The organism is Vibrio lentus, from assembly GCF_030409755.1.
GTDB classification, from domain to species: Bacteria; Pseudomonadota; Gammaproteobacteria; order Enterobacterales; family Vibrionaceae; genus Vibrio; species Vibrio lentus.
In genome coordinates, this window is record NZ_JAUFQE010000001.1 from 1,043,373 (window position 1) to 1,060,130 (window position 16,758).

The window sequence follows — 16,758 nt, forward strand, 5'->3', positions numbered from 1 at the left end:
AATAAAACTCGACTAACGTTCATCTTTGGGTGTATCCATAACAACCATGGTCGTAATGGATTGAACCTGAGCACACTCCCCAAGCACATCGGCATGAAACTTCTTATAGCCCGGTAGATCTTTGGTTTCTACCCTTAGCAAGTATTCATTGGCACCAGTAATGTTGTGGCACTCCACCACCTCTTTTTCCATACTGACATGCTGTTCAAACTCTAGTTGAGCCGCTTTGCTGTGGCTCGATAAACCAATCGAAACGTAAGCAATAAAGCCAACGCCCATCAGGCCATTATCCAGAACTGCACGGTAACCTTGAATGATCCCTTTACGCTCGAGATCTTGTACTCGCCTTAAGGTCGCTGAAGCCGACAAACCAATTCGTTCAGAAAGCTCAATATTGGAGATTCTGCCGTCCAATTTAAGCTCTTGCAATATCCTTTCGTCAAATCTATCCATAAGTACTTATTATTGTGCATTAAGTGATAATTGAGGAAATAAAAGCACATAATTGCCTCACTTTCCACCTACTATGTTTCTCAACACGTGAAAGTCATGACCGGTCAGTCACTTCGTTCATTTTACTGCTGGAGAATCACAATGCCTTTAGAACAACTTAGCGCACTTGCCTTGTTTGCGTTTGTCTCGACCTTCACACCAGGTCCAAATAACATCATGCTCATGACATCAGGAGCCAATGTTGGCTTTGCCCGTACTATTCCGCACATGCTGGGCATTGCTCTGGGGTTTGCAGCCATGTTGCTACTGGTTGGCTTCGGCTTAATGGGGATTTTTAACGCCTATCCGGTCTCTCACCAAATCTTAAAATACCTGAGCCTTGCTTACCTCGTGTACCTTGCGATTAAGATAGCATTGAGCGGCAAAGCGAAAAGTACTGAGGCTTTTAAACCAATGACCTTCATCGGCGCTGCCAGTTTTCAATGGGTGAACCCTAAAGGTTGGTCGATGGCTCTGACTGCGATATCCGTTTATAGCAGTGGCAGTTCATGGTGGGAGCTTGCAATCATCGCAGCAATTTTTACGCTAGCTAACTTGCCATCAGTGACATTCTGGACGGCAGCAGGCAAACAACTGCAACACTGGTTAACAACACCAGTACGCATCAAGAGCTTCAACTACGGTATGGCAGGCTTACTTCTAGCCTCAACGATTCCGATGTTGTAACCAGATAGTTTCCCTATGATGGTTAGTAAGTGATTACTGGCCATCAATTTCATTACAAGTATCCAATAATCTCGCTAAGCCAACGTCCAAATATCGCCTGCCCGCTCGGGGTTAGCGTCCATAAAAATGCTGCTACATTGATTACCACAGTCAGCCAATAAATCGCCCTAAACGGCTGCTTTTGCGTTTTGTGGCGTAGCTTATCTTGAGCGATCAACGCCCCTAACCAGCCACCAGCAACAGAAAAAATATGCAAAGTTTTCTCTGGCACGCGCCAATTGCCATTGATCGCAGCTCGCTTGTCCTTCGCGTATACAAAAAACGTCACCAATCCGATAGCCAGATGCCACACCAACAGCGCTTTAGAACTTTCTGCAAACAACACAGACACGGCCACCAACACCAGATAAGTGATGGCGATTTGAATAGATGAAGACAACATCAACTCCTTTTGGGTAACAGCTCACATACTGTAGCAATTACGCCCTGTAGATTTTGATAAGGATGAGTAAGGCATATTGTAATTCGGTTAGCCTGCAAAAAATAAACAGCCCTTTCATCCCTACATAACATGATGGAAGTTAAAGGAATTATAAATATGTACAACCAAAAGTACGCCATCTACCAAGTTTTTACGCGTTTATTTGGCAATAAAAACACCCAACATGTTCCATGGGGCACAATCGAGCAAAATAGCGTCGGTAAGTTCAGTGATTTTACCGACAAAGCGCTGTCAGAAATCCGCAAACTCGGTATGACTCATATTTGGTATACCGGGGTGCCACATCACGCCGTCATCAATGATTACAAGCACATCGGGATTTCAGACGATCACCCAAGTGTAGTTAAGGGACGCGCAGGCTCGCCTTATGCGGTCAAAGATTACTACTCAGTCAATCCTGACCTCGCCAACAATCCTGAACATCGGTTAGAAGAGTTTGAAGCGTTAATTAAAAGAAGCCACGACAACGGTTTAAAAGTGATCATCGATATCGTACCGAATCACGTTGCGCGTCACTATAAAGGCTTAAACAACCCACAAGGCGTCTGTGACTTTGGTGCTCACGATGACACAACGCTGGAATACCACAGAGACAATAACTTTTACTACATCCCCAACAGCACCTTTGAACTGCCAGATATCGAGCCCGCCTTTACCCCACTTGGTGGTGAGCAGCACCCAAATCTAAGTTCTCCATTTATCGAAAAGCCCGCCAAATGGACGGGTAACGGCTCACGTTTAGCCAAGCCTAGTTTCGATGATTGGTATGAGACGGTGAAAATCAATTATGGCGTGCGACCAGACGGTTCAAAAGACTTCCCTGAACTACCGAATGACTATGCTCAACGAGATTACCGAGAGCATCATCATTTCTGGGAATCGGTCGCTGTGCCTAGCTCTTGGGTTAAATTCCGAGACATCGCCTTGTTCTGGTTAGACAAAGGCGTTGATGGGTTTCGCTACGATATGGCTGAGATGGTTCCAGTCGAATTCTGGAGCTACCTCAATTCATCGATAAAGATGAAAAACCAAGATGCCTTTTTAATGGCTGAAGTATATCAACCGGACTTATACCGCGACTACATTCATCTCGGCAAGATGGACTACCTCTATGACAAGGTTGACCTGTACGACGGCCTCAAAGCCATAATGCAAGGTAAGGCTTCAACGGCAATCATCCCTGAGATCCAACATCAAATGATGGATATTGAACATCACATGCTGCACTTCTTGGATAACCATGATGAACAGCGTATCGCTTCTCCTAAGTTTGTAGGTGACCCGAATATCGCCAAACCAGCAATGCTCGTCAGCACGTTATTGAGCAGTTCTCCAACCATGATCTACTTTGGACAAGAAGTCGGAGAACCCGGTGCAGAGAATGCAGGGTTTGGACAGCCCTCACGCACTTCTATATTCGATTACATCGGAGTCCCACAACATCAAAAATGGATGAATCACGGTGCCTTCGATGGCGGATTATTAGACGAAAACGAAAAGCAACTACGTCACTTCTATCAAAAGGTAATGAACTTTTCGCTTGAGCACTCTTCAATGACAGGTGAATACCGAGACTTACATCAGAGCAATAACTTGAGTGATTCAGTCTACGCATTCCTGCGCTATGACCACCAAGAACTCACCATCGTTGCTGCTAATTTCAGTCAACATACCACCGAAAGTATTCACTTGAAGGTCCCAAATGATGTCATCCAAAAGCTTAAAATAACGGATGGCAATTACTTGCTAGATGAACATATTGAGGGCGTTCACCAACAAGTATTCAACATTGAAAATAGCATCGGAAAATTTAGTATCGAATTAAAACCGCTCGCATCTTTGGTTTGGGTATTATCGTTAGATGAAGACCCTATCGATCAATATTAGTTACCGAACAACTATTACCCTACTAATTGATAATTAACTTAATTCCCACGTTAAATTAACAACCTCTCAATTCGATACCTTCCTCACATTAATAAGGATGAGCTCTCATCCTTATTATCTACTCCTAGCTTCTACGCCTTAGGTTATTAATATCGAACATATGAGCTATTGATCCAATTAATTTCACTTAAACCAAATACAAAGCGTGATACTGACACTAGGTTTCCTATTTTTACGTATTAAAAATAACTTTACATATAGCCATCACAAATAGTTGGCCATCATTCGGACTAGGATATTCATCTTCATAAAAAGTGAAATATGGATATCAAACGTGAACAACATAAATATTAATAAGAACATCACTCTACAACGCACCTTCGACATTACAAAAAAGAGAAGCTTCAGACGGTCAACGCTAGCCAAAGCGATTCTACCTCTCTTCACCGCCACCCTTATCGCAGGCTGTGGTAGCGATAACGACAGCGACACGGATGCTGGCAACAGTGGCTTATACAAAGCAGGCGAAAACGAAGTCGTTGTGTATTACAAACGTGATGTTGCAGCTGCAAGCACTTCGGGGTCTACTTACGACGGCTGGGGGCTTCACCTATGGAATGGCGAAGGCTGCACTAGCACAGACTTAGTAGCCATGGGGTTAAGCGAAACGGGCACTAACTGGGAAGCACCTTACGAATTTGATGGTATCAGTGATACCTATGGCGCTTACTATGTGTTGAAAGTCGATCCAGATGCTTCTGACCCACATAAATGCATGAATTTCATCTTACACAATGGCGACGAAAAAGCGTTTGGTAGTGCCAATTCTAAAATTGAGCTAACCAAGCTTGGCGATTCACAGGGCGTATTCGGGTTCCATGGCAGCAGCGAGTTGTATTACGACCCAATTTCAGAGCGTCCCGTCAATATCGATGGCCAAAAAGCGCATTGGTTGGACGCAGAGACCATCGCTTGGGAAGCCGCTGGTAACGCCGATTCGGTGAAACTGTTCTACGCACTCGATAACAGCATCACTATGAACGACGACAAAGAGATCGTGGGTGGCACTGCAATTGAACTAAGCAAAGATGGGGAATTGTCTTCTGAATTGAAAGAGCGTTTCCGCCACCTTGCAAGCTTACCGGCCCTTGCTATCGACGTTGACGACAACACATTACGCACCATCTTAAAATCTCAGATAATTTTTGTTGCCTACAATGCCAATGGCGATGTTATCTCTTCAACTGAGGTTCAAAAGCCAGGTGTGCTTGATGCGGTATTTGCTAGCGAAGATACTGGTAATGCAATGGGTGAAGAATTAGGTGCGATTGTTGAAGGCAGTGCGGCTACCTTCAAACTTTGGGCACCAACAGCGCAAGATGTAGAACTCGTCCTATACAGCGAAGATCTGCAAAATTCACAAGTGTTCCCAATGACGGAGAGCACTGAGACAGGTATTTGGGCGACTGATGCTGTGTCTAATGCAGTCAACAGTTACTACCGTTACCAAGTGAAGGTCTACCATCCAACCACAGGTAACATTGAAACTCGCCTAGTAACCGACCCTTACTCACTCAGTTTGTCAAAAAACTCTGCATACTCTCAAGTTATCGACCTTAATGATGCTGCATTAATGCCTGAAGGTTGGGTTGGATATAAGCGCCCAACGGTAGAGAAAGACGAAGACCACGTACTCTACGAATCACACCTGCGTGACTTTAGCTTCAGCGATACCCTAGGAAAAAAAGAATGGAACGGCAAATACCTAGCTCTCACAGAAGCAGACCGTGAGTCGGTCAAGCACCTACAAGCTTTGAAAGATGCAGGTTTAACGACGCTGCATATCTTACCGGCATTTGATATCGCTACCGTCGATGAAGATGAAGCGAGCCGTGTCGATATTACTGACACCGTTGGTAAGCTATGTGATGTAAAACCGACTGCCACGTTATGTGGAAACGAAGACGAAAACAAAGTCATCGAAGAAGTACTCGATGGTTATGATCCTTCAACAGGCGATGCGCAAGCGCTAATGAACGACCTGCGCATGCTCGACAGTTTCAACTGGGGTTACGACCCATTCCATTACACAGTACCAGAGGGAAGCTACGCGACAGATCCTAACGGTTCTCAGCGTATTCTCGAATTCCGTCAAATGGTGAAAGCCACGCACGACATGAATCTCAAGCTGATCATGGACGTGGTATACAACCATACCAATGCGTCTGGTGTGAACGATAAATCAGTACTGGATAAGATTGTCCCTGGGTATTATCACCGCCTTAACGTAAACACAGGTGGCGTCGAAAACTCGACTTGTTGTGACAACACTGCGACTGAAAACCTAATGATGGGTAAGTTAATGGTCGATTCACTTAAGGTGTGGGCTGACGACTATAAAGTGGATGGTTTCCGTTTTGACTTAATGGGCCACCAGCCAAAAGACGTGATGGTAGAAGCTCTTGCTGAAGTTCGTAAAATCGACGAGAACACACTGTTCTACGGTGAAGGTTGGGACTTTGGCGAAGTAGCCGATAACGCACGCTTCGACCAAGCGAACCAAATCAATATGGCAGGCACAGAGATAGGTACATTCTCTGATCGATTACGTGACGCCGTTCGTGGCGGTAGCCCGTTCGACGGTGGTGTCGACTCAGAAGGGAATCACCCGCTTCGCTTTAACCAAGGCTTCGGTAATGCTGCGAATGCCAATGAAGAAACCAAGACAGATCAAGACTCAATCAACGGTCGCTTACACAACCAAGACCTTGTTCGTTTAGGTATGGCAGGTAACCTCGCAGAATACGTGCTAATTGATTACAAAGGCGACACCAAACTGGGTAAAAACGTCGACTACAACGGCGCGCCCGCTGGTTACACAAAAATGCCTTCAGAGAACATCTCTTACGTTTCAAAACACGATAACCAAACGCTTTGGGATAACAACGCTTACAAGATCGCTGCAGGTACTAGTTCTGCAGAGCGTGCTCGCATGCAGTCTGTATCGCTTTCTACCGTGGGTGTTAGGCCAAGGTATACCATTCATCCATATGGGTTCTGAACTGCTACGTTCTAAGTCTATGCAGCGCGATTCTTACGACTCTGGTGATTGGTACAACCGCGTCATGTTTGATGGTACTAACAACAACTGGAATGTTGGCTTACCACGTGAAGACAAAGATGGTGCTAACTGGGATTTGATCAAAACTATCATTGCTGACAGTACGGCTAAACCAGACGCAGACGACATTGAACTAACTAAACAGCAATTCCTAGAGCTATTGAAAATCCGCAGCTCAAGTGAACTGTTCCGCTTAGACACAGCAGACGAAGTCATGAAGCGTGTCGACTTCCGTAACGTTGGCGAAGATCAAGTCGAAGGCCTAATCGTGATGTCTATCGATGATGGTGTGTCCGCAGGCAAAAGCCTTGACTCAGCCAACGATGCGATTGTCGCGATTGTAAACTCTACCAATGAATCTCAATCGTTCAAAATCACAGGAGCGACAGGTTTCACACTGCACACAGTTCAAAAAAGTTCAGCTGATGACACAGTGAAAGGCGCAAGCTTTGCCGCTGAAACTTTCACTGTACCTGCGTTAACAACCGCAGTGTTCGTACAAGCCCAAAATGGCGTCGTACAAGGAGCAGGTCTACCGGTTGATAACTCAGGTAAAGATGTATCTAGCATTCCGCCTTACGGCCAAACGACTGTTTACGTTCGTGGTGACATGAATAAATGGGGCGCAACTGATGATTGGGCGATGAGCTTTGTTGCTAATGGTGTTTATTCTGTAACAGGCAACTTAGAGGCTAATAACTATGGCTTCAAGTTTTCGGATGCAGATTGGGGAACACCTAACCTTGGCTGCAACTCTCTTGAACTGGCTTCTGGATCTATAGCCCTCGAGACCACAGATGATGGGAACTGTAAGCTTAGCGTCACTGAAGCTGGCAGCTACACATTCACTCTGAATGCGATTCATGAGTTAGATGACAATGTAGAAAAAGCGGTCGTTTCAGTAATCAAGAATTAAGCCTTATGATTCTAATAAACAGATAATAAAACCAGCGAAAGCTAGCCTTTTGGGAGACGTCAGTCTCCCTTTTTTTATCCTCAATAAACTCCAATCCCAATGCACCACACCGTTGCTTTGCTTCTCATCGAAAATACTCAGTGTTAAGTGATAGACGAGCCACCTTAGTTCTTAGTAGAAAGCATAACGACTTCGAGTGAGCGTCTAATTTAAGTGTGTGTGAAATTTAGGAAGCCGAGTTTAGATTTAGGTTGGTAAATGAAATGGCGATTCGTCAATAGAGTTCGTATTCAGATTTTTGAGAGGATTAAAATAGACGAGAGTGTTTGAATTAGCAGTGAGCAAATCAAGACCATAAATAGCCAAGAACGTCCATTTATATTATCCCTTGATTATTATGTGTACGTCAGCGGTTATTTAAACCCCAAGTACTCAGTGAATGTAAATGTTATTTTTTACTTATTGCAGGCAATAAAAAAGGCCCCTAGTTAGGAGCCCTTCTCTTTATATCAATCGGTATTAACAAACTCGTCGACTACTTTTTATTAACGGCTTTTACAAATACTTCTTGCGCGCCTTCAATACCTAGTGCTTTTGCTTCATCTAATAGACTCAGAGCTTTTGGAATATTGTCTTCACTTACTGCTGTTTGAATTGCATTATGGTAGTAAGTTTGCGTCTCTGGTTGAATGGTATCGATCTTAGCAGCCGCTGGTTTAGCATTAGATTCACTGTTTGATGAACCAATTGAGAAGAAGCTCGCTTTATCGATTGTTACTTCTATCTTACCAACGTTAGCATTTGGAATCGGGATATCTTTCACTTCAGGTAAATAGTTACCACGGCCTTCCGCGTCCAAGCGAGCTGGATGAATCACATCAGTAAAACCACCAAGATCAGCTTGATCTGTATAGATAACTAAATAAACTGATTTTGCTGTTGTCGGTGGGTAAAAATCGTTCTCAGCAACGAGGCGGTTTCCCAAGTGTAGCCTTGGTTTTGCGTATTCGAAGCTCTCTTTACCATAACGCTCTAGCTCTCGACCGTTTTCGTCATAGATGACCGCATTTGGTACAAACGCTGTGTCACCGATAATGCTCGTGATATTAATCGAGTACTCACCGCGATCTGCAGGCAGTTCAACCGCTACTACAGGGCTGTTTATTCCTTGGTAATTTAATACTTGGCTATTTGGCGTCACATCAAAAATTGCCGAGCTTGGCAGCTTCATTGGGGCAAATTGAAGACCAGCAATAGAATTCACTTGTTCTGCTTGTGCCACTTGAACTTGCTCGACTACTTGCGCAGATTGGCAACCAGCTAACGCAACACAACCACTCAACATTAGAGCGCGAAAATACATAGTTCTTCCTTATTTTTATTTTTTTAAGAAATTTACTTAGTTAATTACCATAACGAAAATAATTAACCTAGGAAACCTTTTTACTAATCGTACATTCCTTAAAAAAATAGCCGACGCAAGCCGGCTATGAATTAGGACAGTTTAGGATTTTAAGCTAAGTGGCTTACCACCAAGCTTCAACTTGGATACCAACAACGAAGTCGTTGTCAGCACCTTTAGCTGTTACATCTCCGCTCGCATCTTTCACTTCGCCGAATGAATCACCTTCTAGATCCATTAGGTAGCTACCGTATACGCGGATTTCAGGACGAGCCCAGAAGCTGTCACCCATTGCCCATGCTTGAGCAACAGTAAATTTAGCGCCACCAAAGTCAACGTTGTCTACTTCACCAGCGTTATAGCCAGCTTCGAAGATAGTACGCATTGTGTCGTTCCACTTATACATTGGACGAGCCACGATAGAGTATTGGCTTGAATCATGCTTATCAACACCTAGGTCTGAACCTGCTAGGTATGCAAGTTGGTGACCCATTTCCCAAGATTCGCCTAGGTTCATTACACCCCAGTTAAGAATACGGTAACCAAAACCATCATCTTGAGCACCAGAGCGATCATAGTAAGCACCAGAACCCCAGAAGTTAGCCATTTGAACGCCGTAACCAGCAGTACCTAGCTGAACAACTGTTTGGTTAAAACCGTTGCTCATGTTTTGGTGGATAATACCTGTAGCAAGTAGACCATCATCACCATCGTATTTGCCATTCTTGTTTTCAGTACCGAAGTTGTAAACAACACCAAGCTCTAAACTAGCATCTTCCCATAAACCGATATTCGCTAGGCGAGCATCAGCCATGTAACCAGCACCGTTCTCATCTTCGCCATCTTGAATAATTGCTAAAGAAAGTTTTTGGTTACCAACTGAAATATTTTCAATACCACCACCAGTACCAGATGTATTTAGGTAGTAGAAGTCAGTGATGTGGATGTCTTTACGTTGGTAGTATGTTTTACCAGCCCAAAGAGTCGCTTCTTCATCAAAAGATAAAACACCTGTTGCTTTAACAGCGAACTGAGCAACGTTAAAGTCACCGTCTTCCCAACCATTTGCGCCATCAGCACCAGAAGCAATCATTGACTCTAAACGCCAAGTTTGCTCACCAGTTTTCAGTTCTTCAGCCAGACCAAACTCAGAATAGTTGTCGTTTTCATTACCTAGACGGCCAATACCATTCTTCATGAATGAAACGTCACCACCATCATTTCCGCTAATACCAGTACCAGCACGCATGTAGCCATTAAAATCTACAGCGAACGCAGAGCCAGCAGCTAATGTAGTTGCCACTGCAGCAGCAATCAAACTTACTTTTTTCATTCTTAACTCCATTAAGGACGATTTATTTTAGGTTTTTATATTTTTGCTCTCTTGCGGCAACCAAAGGCAGTAATGGCGGACGTAAGATAGAGAGGTTTAGGGTTTCCCCTGATTCGTTTCAACGGAGTCAATATTAAGAGGGGATGACAAGTTTGACTTCCTCCACCCCTCACTTAATTAAGGGGGACTAGAGGGGAGTAGAAAATATACAGAATGGTGTTTTAAAGAGGTAGATCACTTAATCTAGGAGGAGTAGGCAGCACTCAGATCTAATTATTCAGCATAAGTGAGATCTACTTCAAATATATAATTTGAACTTCATCGATGAATTATTTTTTTCATCGTAATTATTATGTGAAGTTGCTTGACCTTACTGTGACAAAGCTTTTTACTAATAGTTCACTGATGTTGATAAACGAACAAGAAATCAAGCAATGACTAGAACGCTCGCTCGCCCTTATCCGCTAGGCGCAACGCTAGGTAACACTGGCTGTAACTTCTCTATTTATTCTCCTGACTGTAAATCCCTCTCCCTCGCATTATTCGATGAGAATGACGAATTTGTTACTTATAAACTAGATAACGAATACGCTGATATTAGATATGTGTTTGTTGAAGGCATAAAAGCAGGACAAAAATACGGTTTCCTTGCTGAAACTGATGAAGGCCCGATCCTGCTTTCAGACCCTTACGCTAAAGCAATCAGCGAACCACTCGATTACGTCACGCCATATAGCAATGAAAAGAGCTTTTCGATGGCAAAATGCCTTGTTGTTGATGACACCTTTGATTGGCAAGACGTAGAAAAGCCACGTATCAGCCGAGAAGATACTGTTCTTTTTGAAACCCATGTAAAAGGCCTCTCTCAACTTCACCCAGAGGTAGCGACCAATACCAAAGGTCGTTACATGGGCCTAGTTAGCCCTGAAATGCTAGCGTTCTACAAACAACAAAACATCAACTCTCTACAACTTTTACCTATTGCTGCGTGTATGCATGAACCTCATCTTCTAGACATGGGGAAAGTGAACTACTGGGGTTACAACCCATACTTGTTCATGGTGCCAGATCCTCGTTATGCCGAGAAAGATGCTGTGACCGAGCTAAAGACAGCAGTTCGTGAGCTACACCGCAATGGTATTGAAGTCATTCTTGACGTGGTCTACAACCACACGGCTGAAGGCGGCGAAGGTGGTACTACCTTCAACCTAAAAGCGCTCGATAGCCGCTACTACATTAAGCATGGTTGTCATTACGCTAACTTCACTGGTTGCGGTAATACGGTCGACCTTACTCACCAGCCAGCACTGAACTTGGTTATGGATACCCTTCGTTACTGGGTCAGCGAATTCCAAATAGACGGCTTCCGCTTTGATCTGGCAGCAACGCTGGGGCGCGAAGGTGATAACTACAACCCTGAAGCTGCTTTCTTCAAAGCCGTTGCTCAAGATCCAGTGCTCAAAGAAACCAAGCTCATCGCAGAACCATGGGATATCGGCCCGAACGGCTATCAGGTGGGTAATTTCCCACTCGGTTGGAATGAGTGTAACGACAAGCTCAGAGACATCACTCGCAGCTTCTGGCGCGGTGATCAAGGCTACCTGAAAGAGTTTGCAACTCGCTTGATGGGATCTCGCGACATCTACAGCGCCGCGCATTGGCCGTACAAACTCACCGTCAACTACATCACGTATCATGATGGCTTCACCATGCAAGACCTTGTCTCTTACAAGCACAAGCATAATGAAGAGAATGGTGAGAACAATCGTGATGGACATGGTGACAACCGCTCAGACAACTATGGCGTTGAAGGGGAAACTGAAAACCTATTAGTGATTGCGACTCGTGAAAAACAAAAGCGCAACTTTATGGCGAGCTTGTTATTCGCCTTTGGTATTCCACATATTCTGACCGCAGATGTACTGTCTCACTCTCAGAAAGGCAACAACAACGCTTACTGCCAAGATGGTGTAACCAGTTGGTTAAACTGGGAAGACTCAGAGCGTAAAACCTACTTCAAGAGTTGGTTGTCGGAAATGATTGCGGCACGTCAACAGTACATGGTGCCATTTATTAAAGCATTCAGTGGCGAAAAGCGTAACTCTAACCGCATCTTCTGGAGCCGTGTTGATGGCACACTCATGGAACATGATGATTGGAACCGTTTGAGCTCGGTGGCGTTGCATTTAGGTATCGGTAAAGATGGCGATGAGTTGATTTACTTGATCAACCAAACCAATGCACCAGCTCGCTTTACGTTACCAAGTGATCGTGACCAAAACTGGGTGACCATCTGTGATACCAACTTAAGAAACGTAAAACCGGGTCATGCAGAAGGTGAAATGTTGCTATCGCCGACTTCAATGGCTATTTTGCACTATTCACCAGCCAAGACTAATTTGATTTGATTTGATTTGATTTGATTTGATTTGATTTGATTTGATTTAGGTTAAAAGCTCAGTCAGCTTAATAAAACATCAAAAACCATAGGAGCCAGTTATATTTATAGCTGGCTTTTTTGTTAGCTGAATATCACAGAAATCATCCTTTTATATGGAATCATTTGCATTGATGTGATTACGAAAACTGTTTAGTATGGCCGTACTATAAAAATGAATCTATAACGTCTTTGGATATCATGGCTTTACCTAAAACACTTATTCGGCTTTTCAAACCTTACGTACTCTTATTAACCGGAGGAATGCTCTATCTCGCAGCAACGCAATTGAGCCAAGCAGAGAACTCAGCAGAATCTCAATCATCTTCAAACATCCGCATTGCCACCTCAATTATCAAGTCCAATATCGAAGCGACCTTCGGCAAATTGTATTTCTTAGAAACTAGCCTTGGTGACATAAAAACAGGGGCAGTAAACAGCGATAAATTTGTTGAATTAAGTGAAAACATTCTAAAAAGAACACCTAATTTTGCCGATATTATTCGTTACCAACCTCAATCTAAGCATTACATCTCGACTCGGGACACCCCACTCTCGGCAAGCCAAATTTCAGCTATTGAATGGCAACCTTTAGATACCGTCGTCGATGATTTCTATATATCTTCTATTTACCAAAAGCCTGATGACCGCTGGGTGTTCGCAGTCAAACATACCGTGGCTAAGCTCAATGAAGAAATATGGATAGAATTTGATTTGCTGCATACCACACAAGGCTTAAGAGACTTAAAAACACTCGATAACGGCTACGTGTTTGTTGTTGATAGAACCACAGAACGACTCGTATTCCACCCAGATCCGAAACGCGTGGGCTCCAAATCGATCAGCTATCATGCAGGGATCAGTCACTTATTATCTTTAGGTCAACTAAAGGGTAATCATGAGTACTACTATCAGGATAATTTCAAAGTCTCGGTGTTTGACGCTGACAACAGCCTCAATTGGGTATTCATTGCCGGTACGGATAGAAAAGACATTCTCACCAGCTCACACCAGTTTACGCTGACCGGTATTGTTATCGGATCGCTTTTGCTGCTTTGGGTTGTAGCCAGCTATCTGATTCACCGACTTAATTCTGCACTATCCTCGCTTAATCGAGTGAACGATCTGGTGAGTTTTAAAGATCAATTAAAATCGATAATCAATAGTTTCACCTATCACAACGGTATTCAATTTTGTCTGTATCAAGCCGAGTGCCACTCGTTCTGCACTATTGATTATCACGGTAATAAGTCAATTGTTCACATAGACCAAGCATTTGCAGACAGCTTCTTTCCAGAGCAGTTAACCTATCAAAATGGCAAGTACGCCGATGTATTGGCGCGAAAACTCAAGATCCACCAACGCCACTATTGCATCCCACTTCATGCTCGTAAGCAGCTTATCGCGGTGATTTATATCAACAGTCGATTTCCGATCAATAAATCTATTCTGCGTATGATCCGTAGTTACGCCGAAGTATCGTTATCTAATTTACTGATCCACCTACAAGTTAGCTGTAAAGACTTGATGACCCAACTCGACAATAAAGCGCATTTTGATGAAGCTTTACGGGTACATTCGTCTGAACCCGATACCTACGTTGCTCTGTTAGATATCGATAATTTCGACCACATAAATCGAGCTTATAGTGAGTCGATTGGCGATAAAATGATCAAGCTAACCGCAGAAATCTTACGTTCCCATTTCCCGAAGCCCAAAGGGATCTGTCTATCTCGCTTAAACGAAAAAGAGTTTGGGATCGTATTCAAGGCCAATAGTGCGCAAGACGCGAAACATCAGCTTGATCAGTGTCGATTAAGCATCGCTACCAAAACTATTGAAGCGCCTGAAATAACACTCTCACTCAGTGCGAGCATTGGGTTTTCGCAGGTTGAAGGGGCCGTCGATACCGCCTTAGCCTTGGCTGAACAATCTAAATTGATTGCACAACAGCTGGGAAAGAACCGAGTGGAAGGCCATATTAGAGCCGTCGCGCAAGCTTCATAATCCGCCGCAGATTCACGTGTACACATAAAGCACCTAGAATTTAACCTCTAGGTGTTTTTGTATAAAGTCATTACAATGCGCCTTCGATACGACAACGACCTATCACTTTCTAACGACACGAATCTTATGAAGCTCAGCAACCGACTGCAAACTCTCCACTCTCTTGTCAGCAATGACTACCAACACATTTGGGATTGTTGCTGTGATCACGGTTTTTTGGGGGTTCAACTGTTGTCAGACAACAAAGCGCCTCTGATTCACTTTGTTGATATTGTCCCGTCTCTGATGAACGAGCTTCAAGGCAAGTTAACGCGTTATTTTCCTCAAGATAACAACGTTGAGCAACACAAGCAGAGTCAGTGGAAAGTCTATTGTTTAGATGTCGCAGCCATTCCGCTGGATAAGCACACTGGCAGACATCTCGTTATTATTGCTGGTGTGGGGGGCGATCTGACTCAAAAGCTCGTCGACGACATTCATCGCCAGCATCCAGACAAAGATATCGATTTTTTGCTTTGCCCTGTGCATCAACAATTCGAACTAAGAAGCCATTTAAAAGCGCTCAAGTTCGGCCTTATTGATGAAGTGTTGATTGAAGAAAACCGTCGTTACTACGAGATTTTATTGGTGAGTAACAACCAAGGTGATGCAGAAAAAAGCCAAAACGTTAGCGAAATATCAAACGTCGGTGACAAGATCTGGACACCAAGTAGTGATGAGAAAATGAAGGTATCACAGCAATACAAAGCCAAAACATTGCAGCACTACTTACGTATCCATCAAGGACAAGAGCAGCAAGGTAAGCCTAGCGAAGTGAAGCACATCATTGATGCTTACCAAGCGATTTAGCCCTCACACGTTCTGCATATAGCATTGATTCCAATGCCACTAGATTATAGTAAGTACTAACTTTATCGCTTACCTCTAATACACCCAATTCAATAAAAAAGCCGATAGTTCAATGAACTATCGGCTTTTTTATTGCTATCAATTTGGTTTGAGCTTACTGCTCTTGTTTCTTGTGAACCGCATCAGGCTCATCAGTCGTTTCAACCTCACAGGGCGTATCAACCCCATAAACCGTATCAAGATAGTCGTCTTTCTCTTTCCACGTGTTATTCAACCAACTGTGGAAACGGCGTTTAAACGCTTTATCTTCAAAATAGTTACCGTTGACGTTCTCATCCATTGGGTGCAATTTAATACGCACGACCACCTTTTTCATCTTACCTTTCAGCATGTCTTCAAACGGAGAAGTCTGATTCTCTGGGTAAGCTAAAGTAACGTCGACAATACCATCTAATATTGGGCCCATTGCAGACAGAGCAAACGCCACACCGCCGGTTTTCGGTTTTAGTAGGTGTCGATAAGGTGTCTTCACTGTCGATAGCTTCTCGTGGTTAGCACGCGTTCCTTCGACAAAATTGACCAATGTTGTCGGAGCAAGTTTGAACTTGGTACACGCCTTATTAATCGCATCAAAATCATCATTACGACGTTCTGGGTTGCGCAATAAAAACTCACGTGAATGGCGTTTCATGAAAGGCATGTCTAAGCCCCAGCAGGCCAGACCGACAAAAGGAACATACAACAGTTCGTGTTTAAGGAAGAACTTAGTCATCGGCATCTTGTCTTTCAAAATAGAAGACAAAATCACAATATCCGCCCAGCTTAGATGATTCGACATCATCAAATACCACTGCTTGGTCGAGATATCTTCCCCACCTTCAACTTGCCACTCGATATCGTTATTAACGTTAAGCATCCATAAGTTAAGAGAAGCCCAGCACCAGAACGTAAAATTGGCTAAACGAGTACACACTTTTTGAACCGGATGTATCGGGAGAATCAGTTTGATGAGGCCAAAGAAACTGACGGTAAAAGCCGTCATGGCAGTATTGATTGTCACGAACAAAACGTTCAAGACCATACGAAGATTATCAAGCATAAAACAAGGCTATATTGAGATCGAAA

The 16,758-nt window shown here is 43.6% G+C and carries 10 protein-coding genes and 1 pseudogene; 6 read left to right on the forward strand and 5 right to left on the reverse strand.

The features are described 5' to 3' along the window. Window positions 1-12: 12 nt before the first annotated feature. Window positions 13-453, reverse strand: a complete 441-nt coding sequence (locus tag QWZ07_RS04290) for an Lrp/AsnC family transcriptional regulator (RefSeq protein WP_009845852.1) — start codon at window positions 451-453, stop codon at window positions 13-15. A gap of 141 nt (window positions 454-594) precedes the next feature. Here QWZ07_RS04290 and QWZ07_RS04295 point away from each other — a divergent pair, with 141 nt between their 5' ends. After that, window positions 595-1,179 carry a LysE family translocator gene (locus QWZ07_RS04295; RefSeq protein ID WP_029222567.1) on the forward strand — a complete coding sequence of 195 codons (585 nt, stop codon included), beginning with the start codon at window positions 595-597 and terminating at the stop codon, window positions 1,177-1,179. Between the two features lie 52 nt (window positions 1,180-1,231). On the opposite strand, the gene QWZ07_RS04300 is transcribed toward QWZ07_RS04295, so the two are convergent. Then, window positions 1,232-1,621: a DUF1294 domain-containing protein gene (locus QWZ07_RS04300; protein WP_192853658.1), complete on the reverse strand. Its 390-nt coding sequence runs from the start codon at window positions 1,619-1,621 to the stop codon at window positions 1,232-1,234. A gap of 156 nt (window positions 1,622-1,777) precedes the next feature. On the opposite strand from QWZ07_RS04300, the gene QWZ07_RS04305 reads away from it, so the two are divergent. Further along, a complete protein-coding gene (locus tag QWZ07_RS04305) occupies window positions 1,778-3,568 on the forward strand; it encodes an alpha-amylase family protein (RefSeq protein WP_192853657.1) in 1,791 nt (596 codons plus the stop codon). Between the two features lie 385 nt (window positions 3,569-3,953). Continuing rightward, a pseudogene (pulA, locus tag QWZ07_RS04310) lies at window positions 3,954-7,605 on the forward strand (pullulanase-type alpha-1,6-glucosidase). Window positions 7,606-8,140: 535 nt separating this feature from the next. Here the strand turns inward: pulA and QWZ07_RS04315 are convergent. Both QWZ07_RS04315 and lamB read right to left on the reverse strand, forming a co-directional pair. After that, entirely contained in the window at window positions 8,141-8,968 is an 828-nt protein-coding gene (locus QWZ07_RS04315) for a MalM family protein (protein ID WP_192853656.1), read from the reverse strand. Between the two features lie 163 nt (window positions 8,969-9,131). Then, complete coding sequence (lamB, locus tag QWZ07_RS04320) at window positions 9,132-10,340, reverse strand: maltoporin LamB (protein ID WP_017108921.1); 1,209 nt, start codon at window positions 10,338-10,340, stop codon at window positions 9,132-9,134. Window positions 10,341-10,774: 434 nt separating this feature from the next. On the opposite strand from lamB, the gene glgX reads away from it, so the two are divergent. The 3 genes from glgX (at window position 10,775) to QWZ07_RS04335 (ending at window position 15,633) form a co-directional block, all read left to right on the forward strand. Next, window positions 10,775-12,748: a glycogen debranching protein GlgX gene (gene glgX / locus QWZ07_RS04325; protein ID WP_137003450.1), complete on the forward strand. Its 1,974-nt coding sequence runs from the start codon at window positions 10,775-10,777 to the stop codon at window positions 12,746-12,748. A 293-nt stretch (window positions 12,749-13,041) separates the two neighbouring features. Further along, entirely contained in the window at window positions 13,042-14,784 is a 1,743-nt protein-coding gene (locus tag QWZ07_RS04330; protein ID WP_192853655.1) for a diguanylate cyclase domain-containing protein, read from the forward strand. A gap of 126 nt (window positions 14,785-14,910) precedes the next feature. Next, the gene (locus tag QWZ07_RS04335; RefSeq protein ID WP_192853667.1) at window positions 14,911-15,633 is read left to right on the forward strand and encodes a tRNA (adenine(22)-N(1))-methyltransferase; all 723 of its coding nucleotides are present in this window, start codon (window positions 14,911-14,913) and stop codon (window positions 15,631-15,633) included. A 154-nt stretch (window positions 15,634-15,787) separates the two neighbouring features. Here the strand turns inward: QWZ07_RS04335 and yihG are convergent, their stop codons facing one another. Beyond that, entirely contained in the window at window positions 15,788-16,732 is a 945-nt protein-coding gene (gene yihG / locus QWZ07_RS04340; RefSeq protein WP_017108917.1) for a 1-acylglycerol-3-phosphate O-acyltransferase, YihG family, read from the reverse strand. Window positions 16,733-16,758: the final 26 nt, after the last annotated feature.

Bases quoted from the DNA above. Each gene is read 5' to 3' on its own strand.
- QWZ07_RS04290 (WP_009845852.1), bottom strand. From the start codon at position 453: ATGGATAGATTTGACGAAAGGATATTGCAAGAGCTTAAATTGGACGGC.
- QWZ07_RS04335 (WP_192853667.1), top strand. From the start codon at position 14,911: ATGAAGCTCAGCAACCGACTGCAAACTCTCCACTCTCTTGTCAGCAAT.
- QWZ07_RS04295 (WP_029222567.1), top strand. From the start codon at position 595: ATGCCTTTAGAACAACTTAGCGCACTTGCCTTGTTTGCGTTTGTCTCG.
- QWZ07_RS04315 (WP_192853656.1), bottom strand. From the start codon at position 8,968: ATGTATTTTCGCGCTCTAATGTTGAGTGGTTGTGTTGCGTTAGCTGGT.
- yihG (WP_017108917.1), bottom strand. From the start codon at position 16,732: ATGCTTGATAATCTTCGTATGGTCTTGAACGTTTTGTTCGTGACAATC.
- QWZ07_RS04330 (WP_192853655.1), top strand. From the start codon at position 13,042: ATGCTCTATCTCGCAGCAACGCAATTGAGCCAAGCAGAGAACTCAGCA.
- glgX (WP_137003450.1), top strand. From the start codon at position 10,775: ATGACTAGAACGCTCGCTCGCCCTTATCCGCTAGGCGCAACGCTAGGT.
- QWZ07_RS04300 (WP_192853658.1), bottom strand. From the start codon at position 1,621: ATGTTGTCTTCATCTATTCAAATCGCCATCACTTATCTGGTGTTGGTG.
- lamB (WP_017108921.1), bottom strand. From the start codon at position 10,340: ATGAAAAAAGTAAGTTTGATTGCTGCTGCAGTGGCAACTACATTAGCT.
- QWZ07_RS04305 (WP_192853657.1), top strand. From the start codon at position 1,778: ATGTACAACCAAAAGTACGCCATCTACCAAGTTTTTACGCGTTTATTT.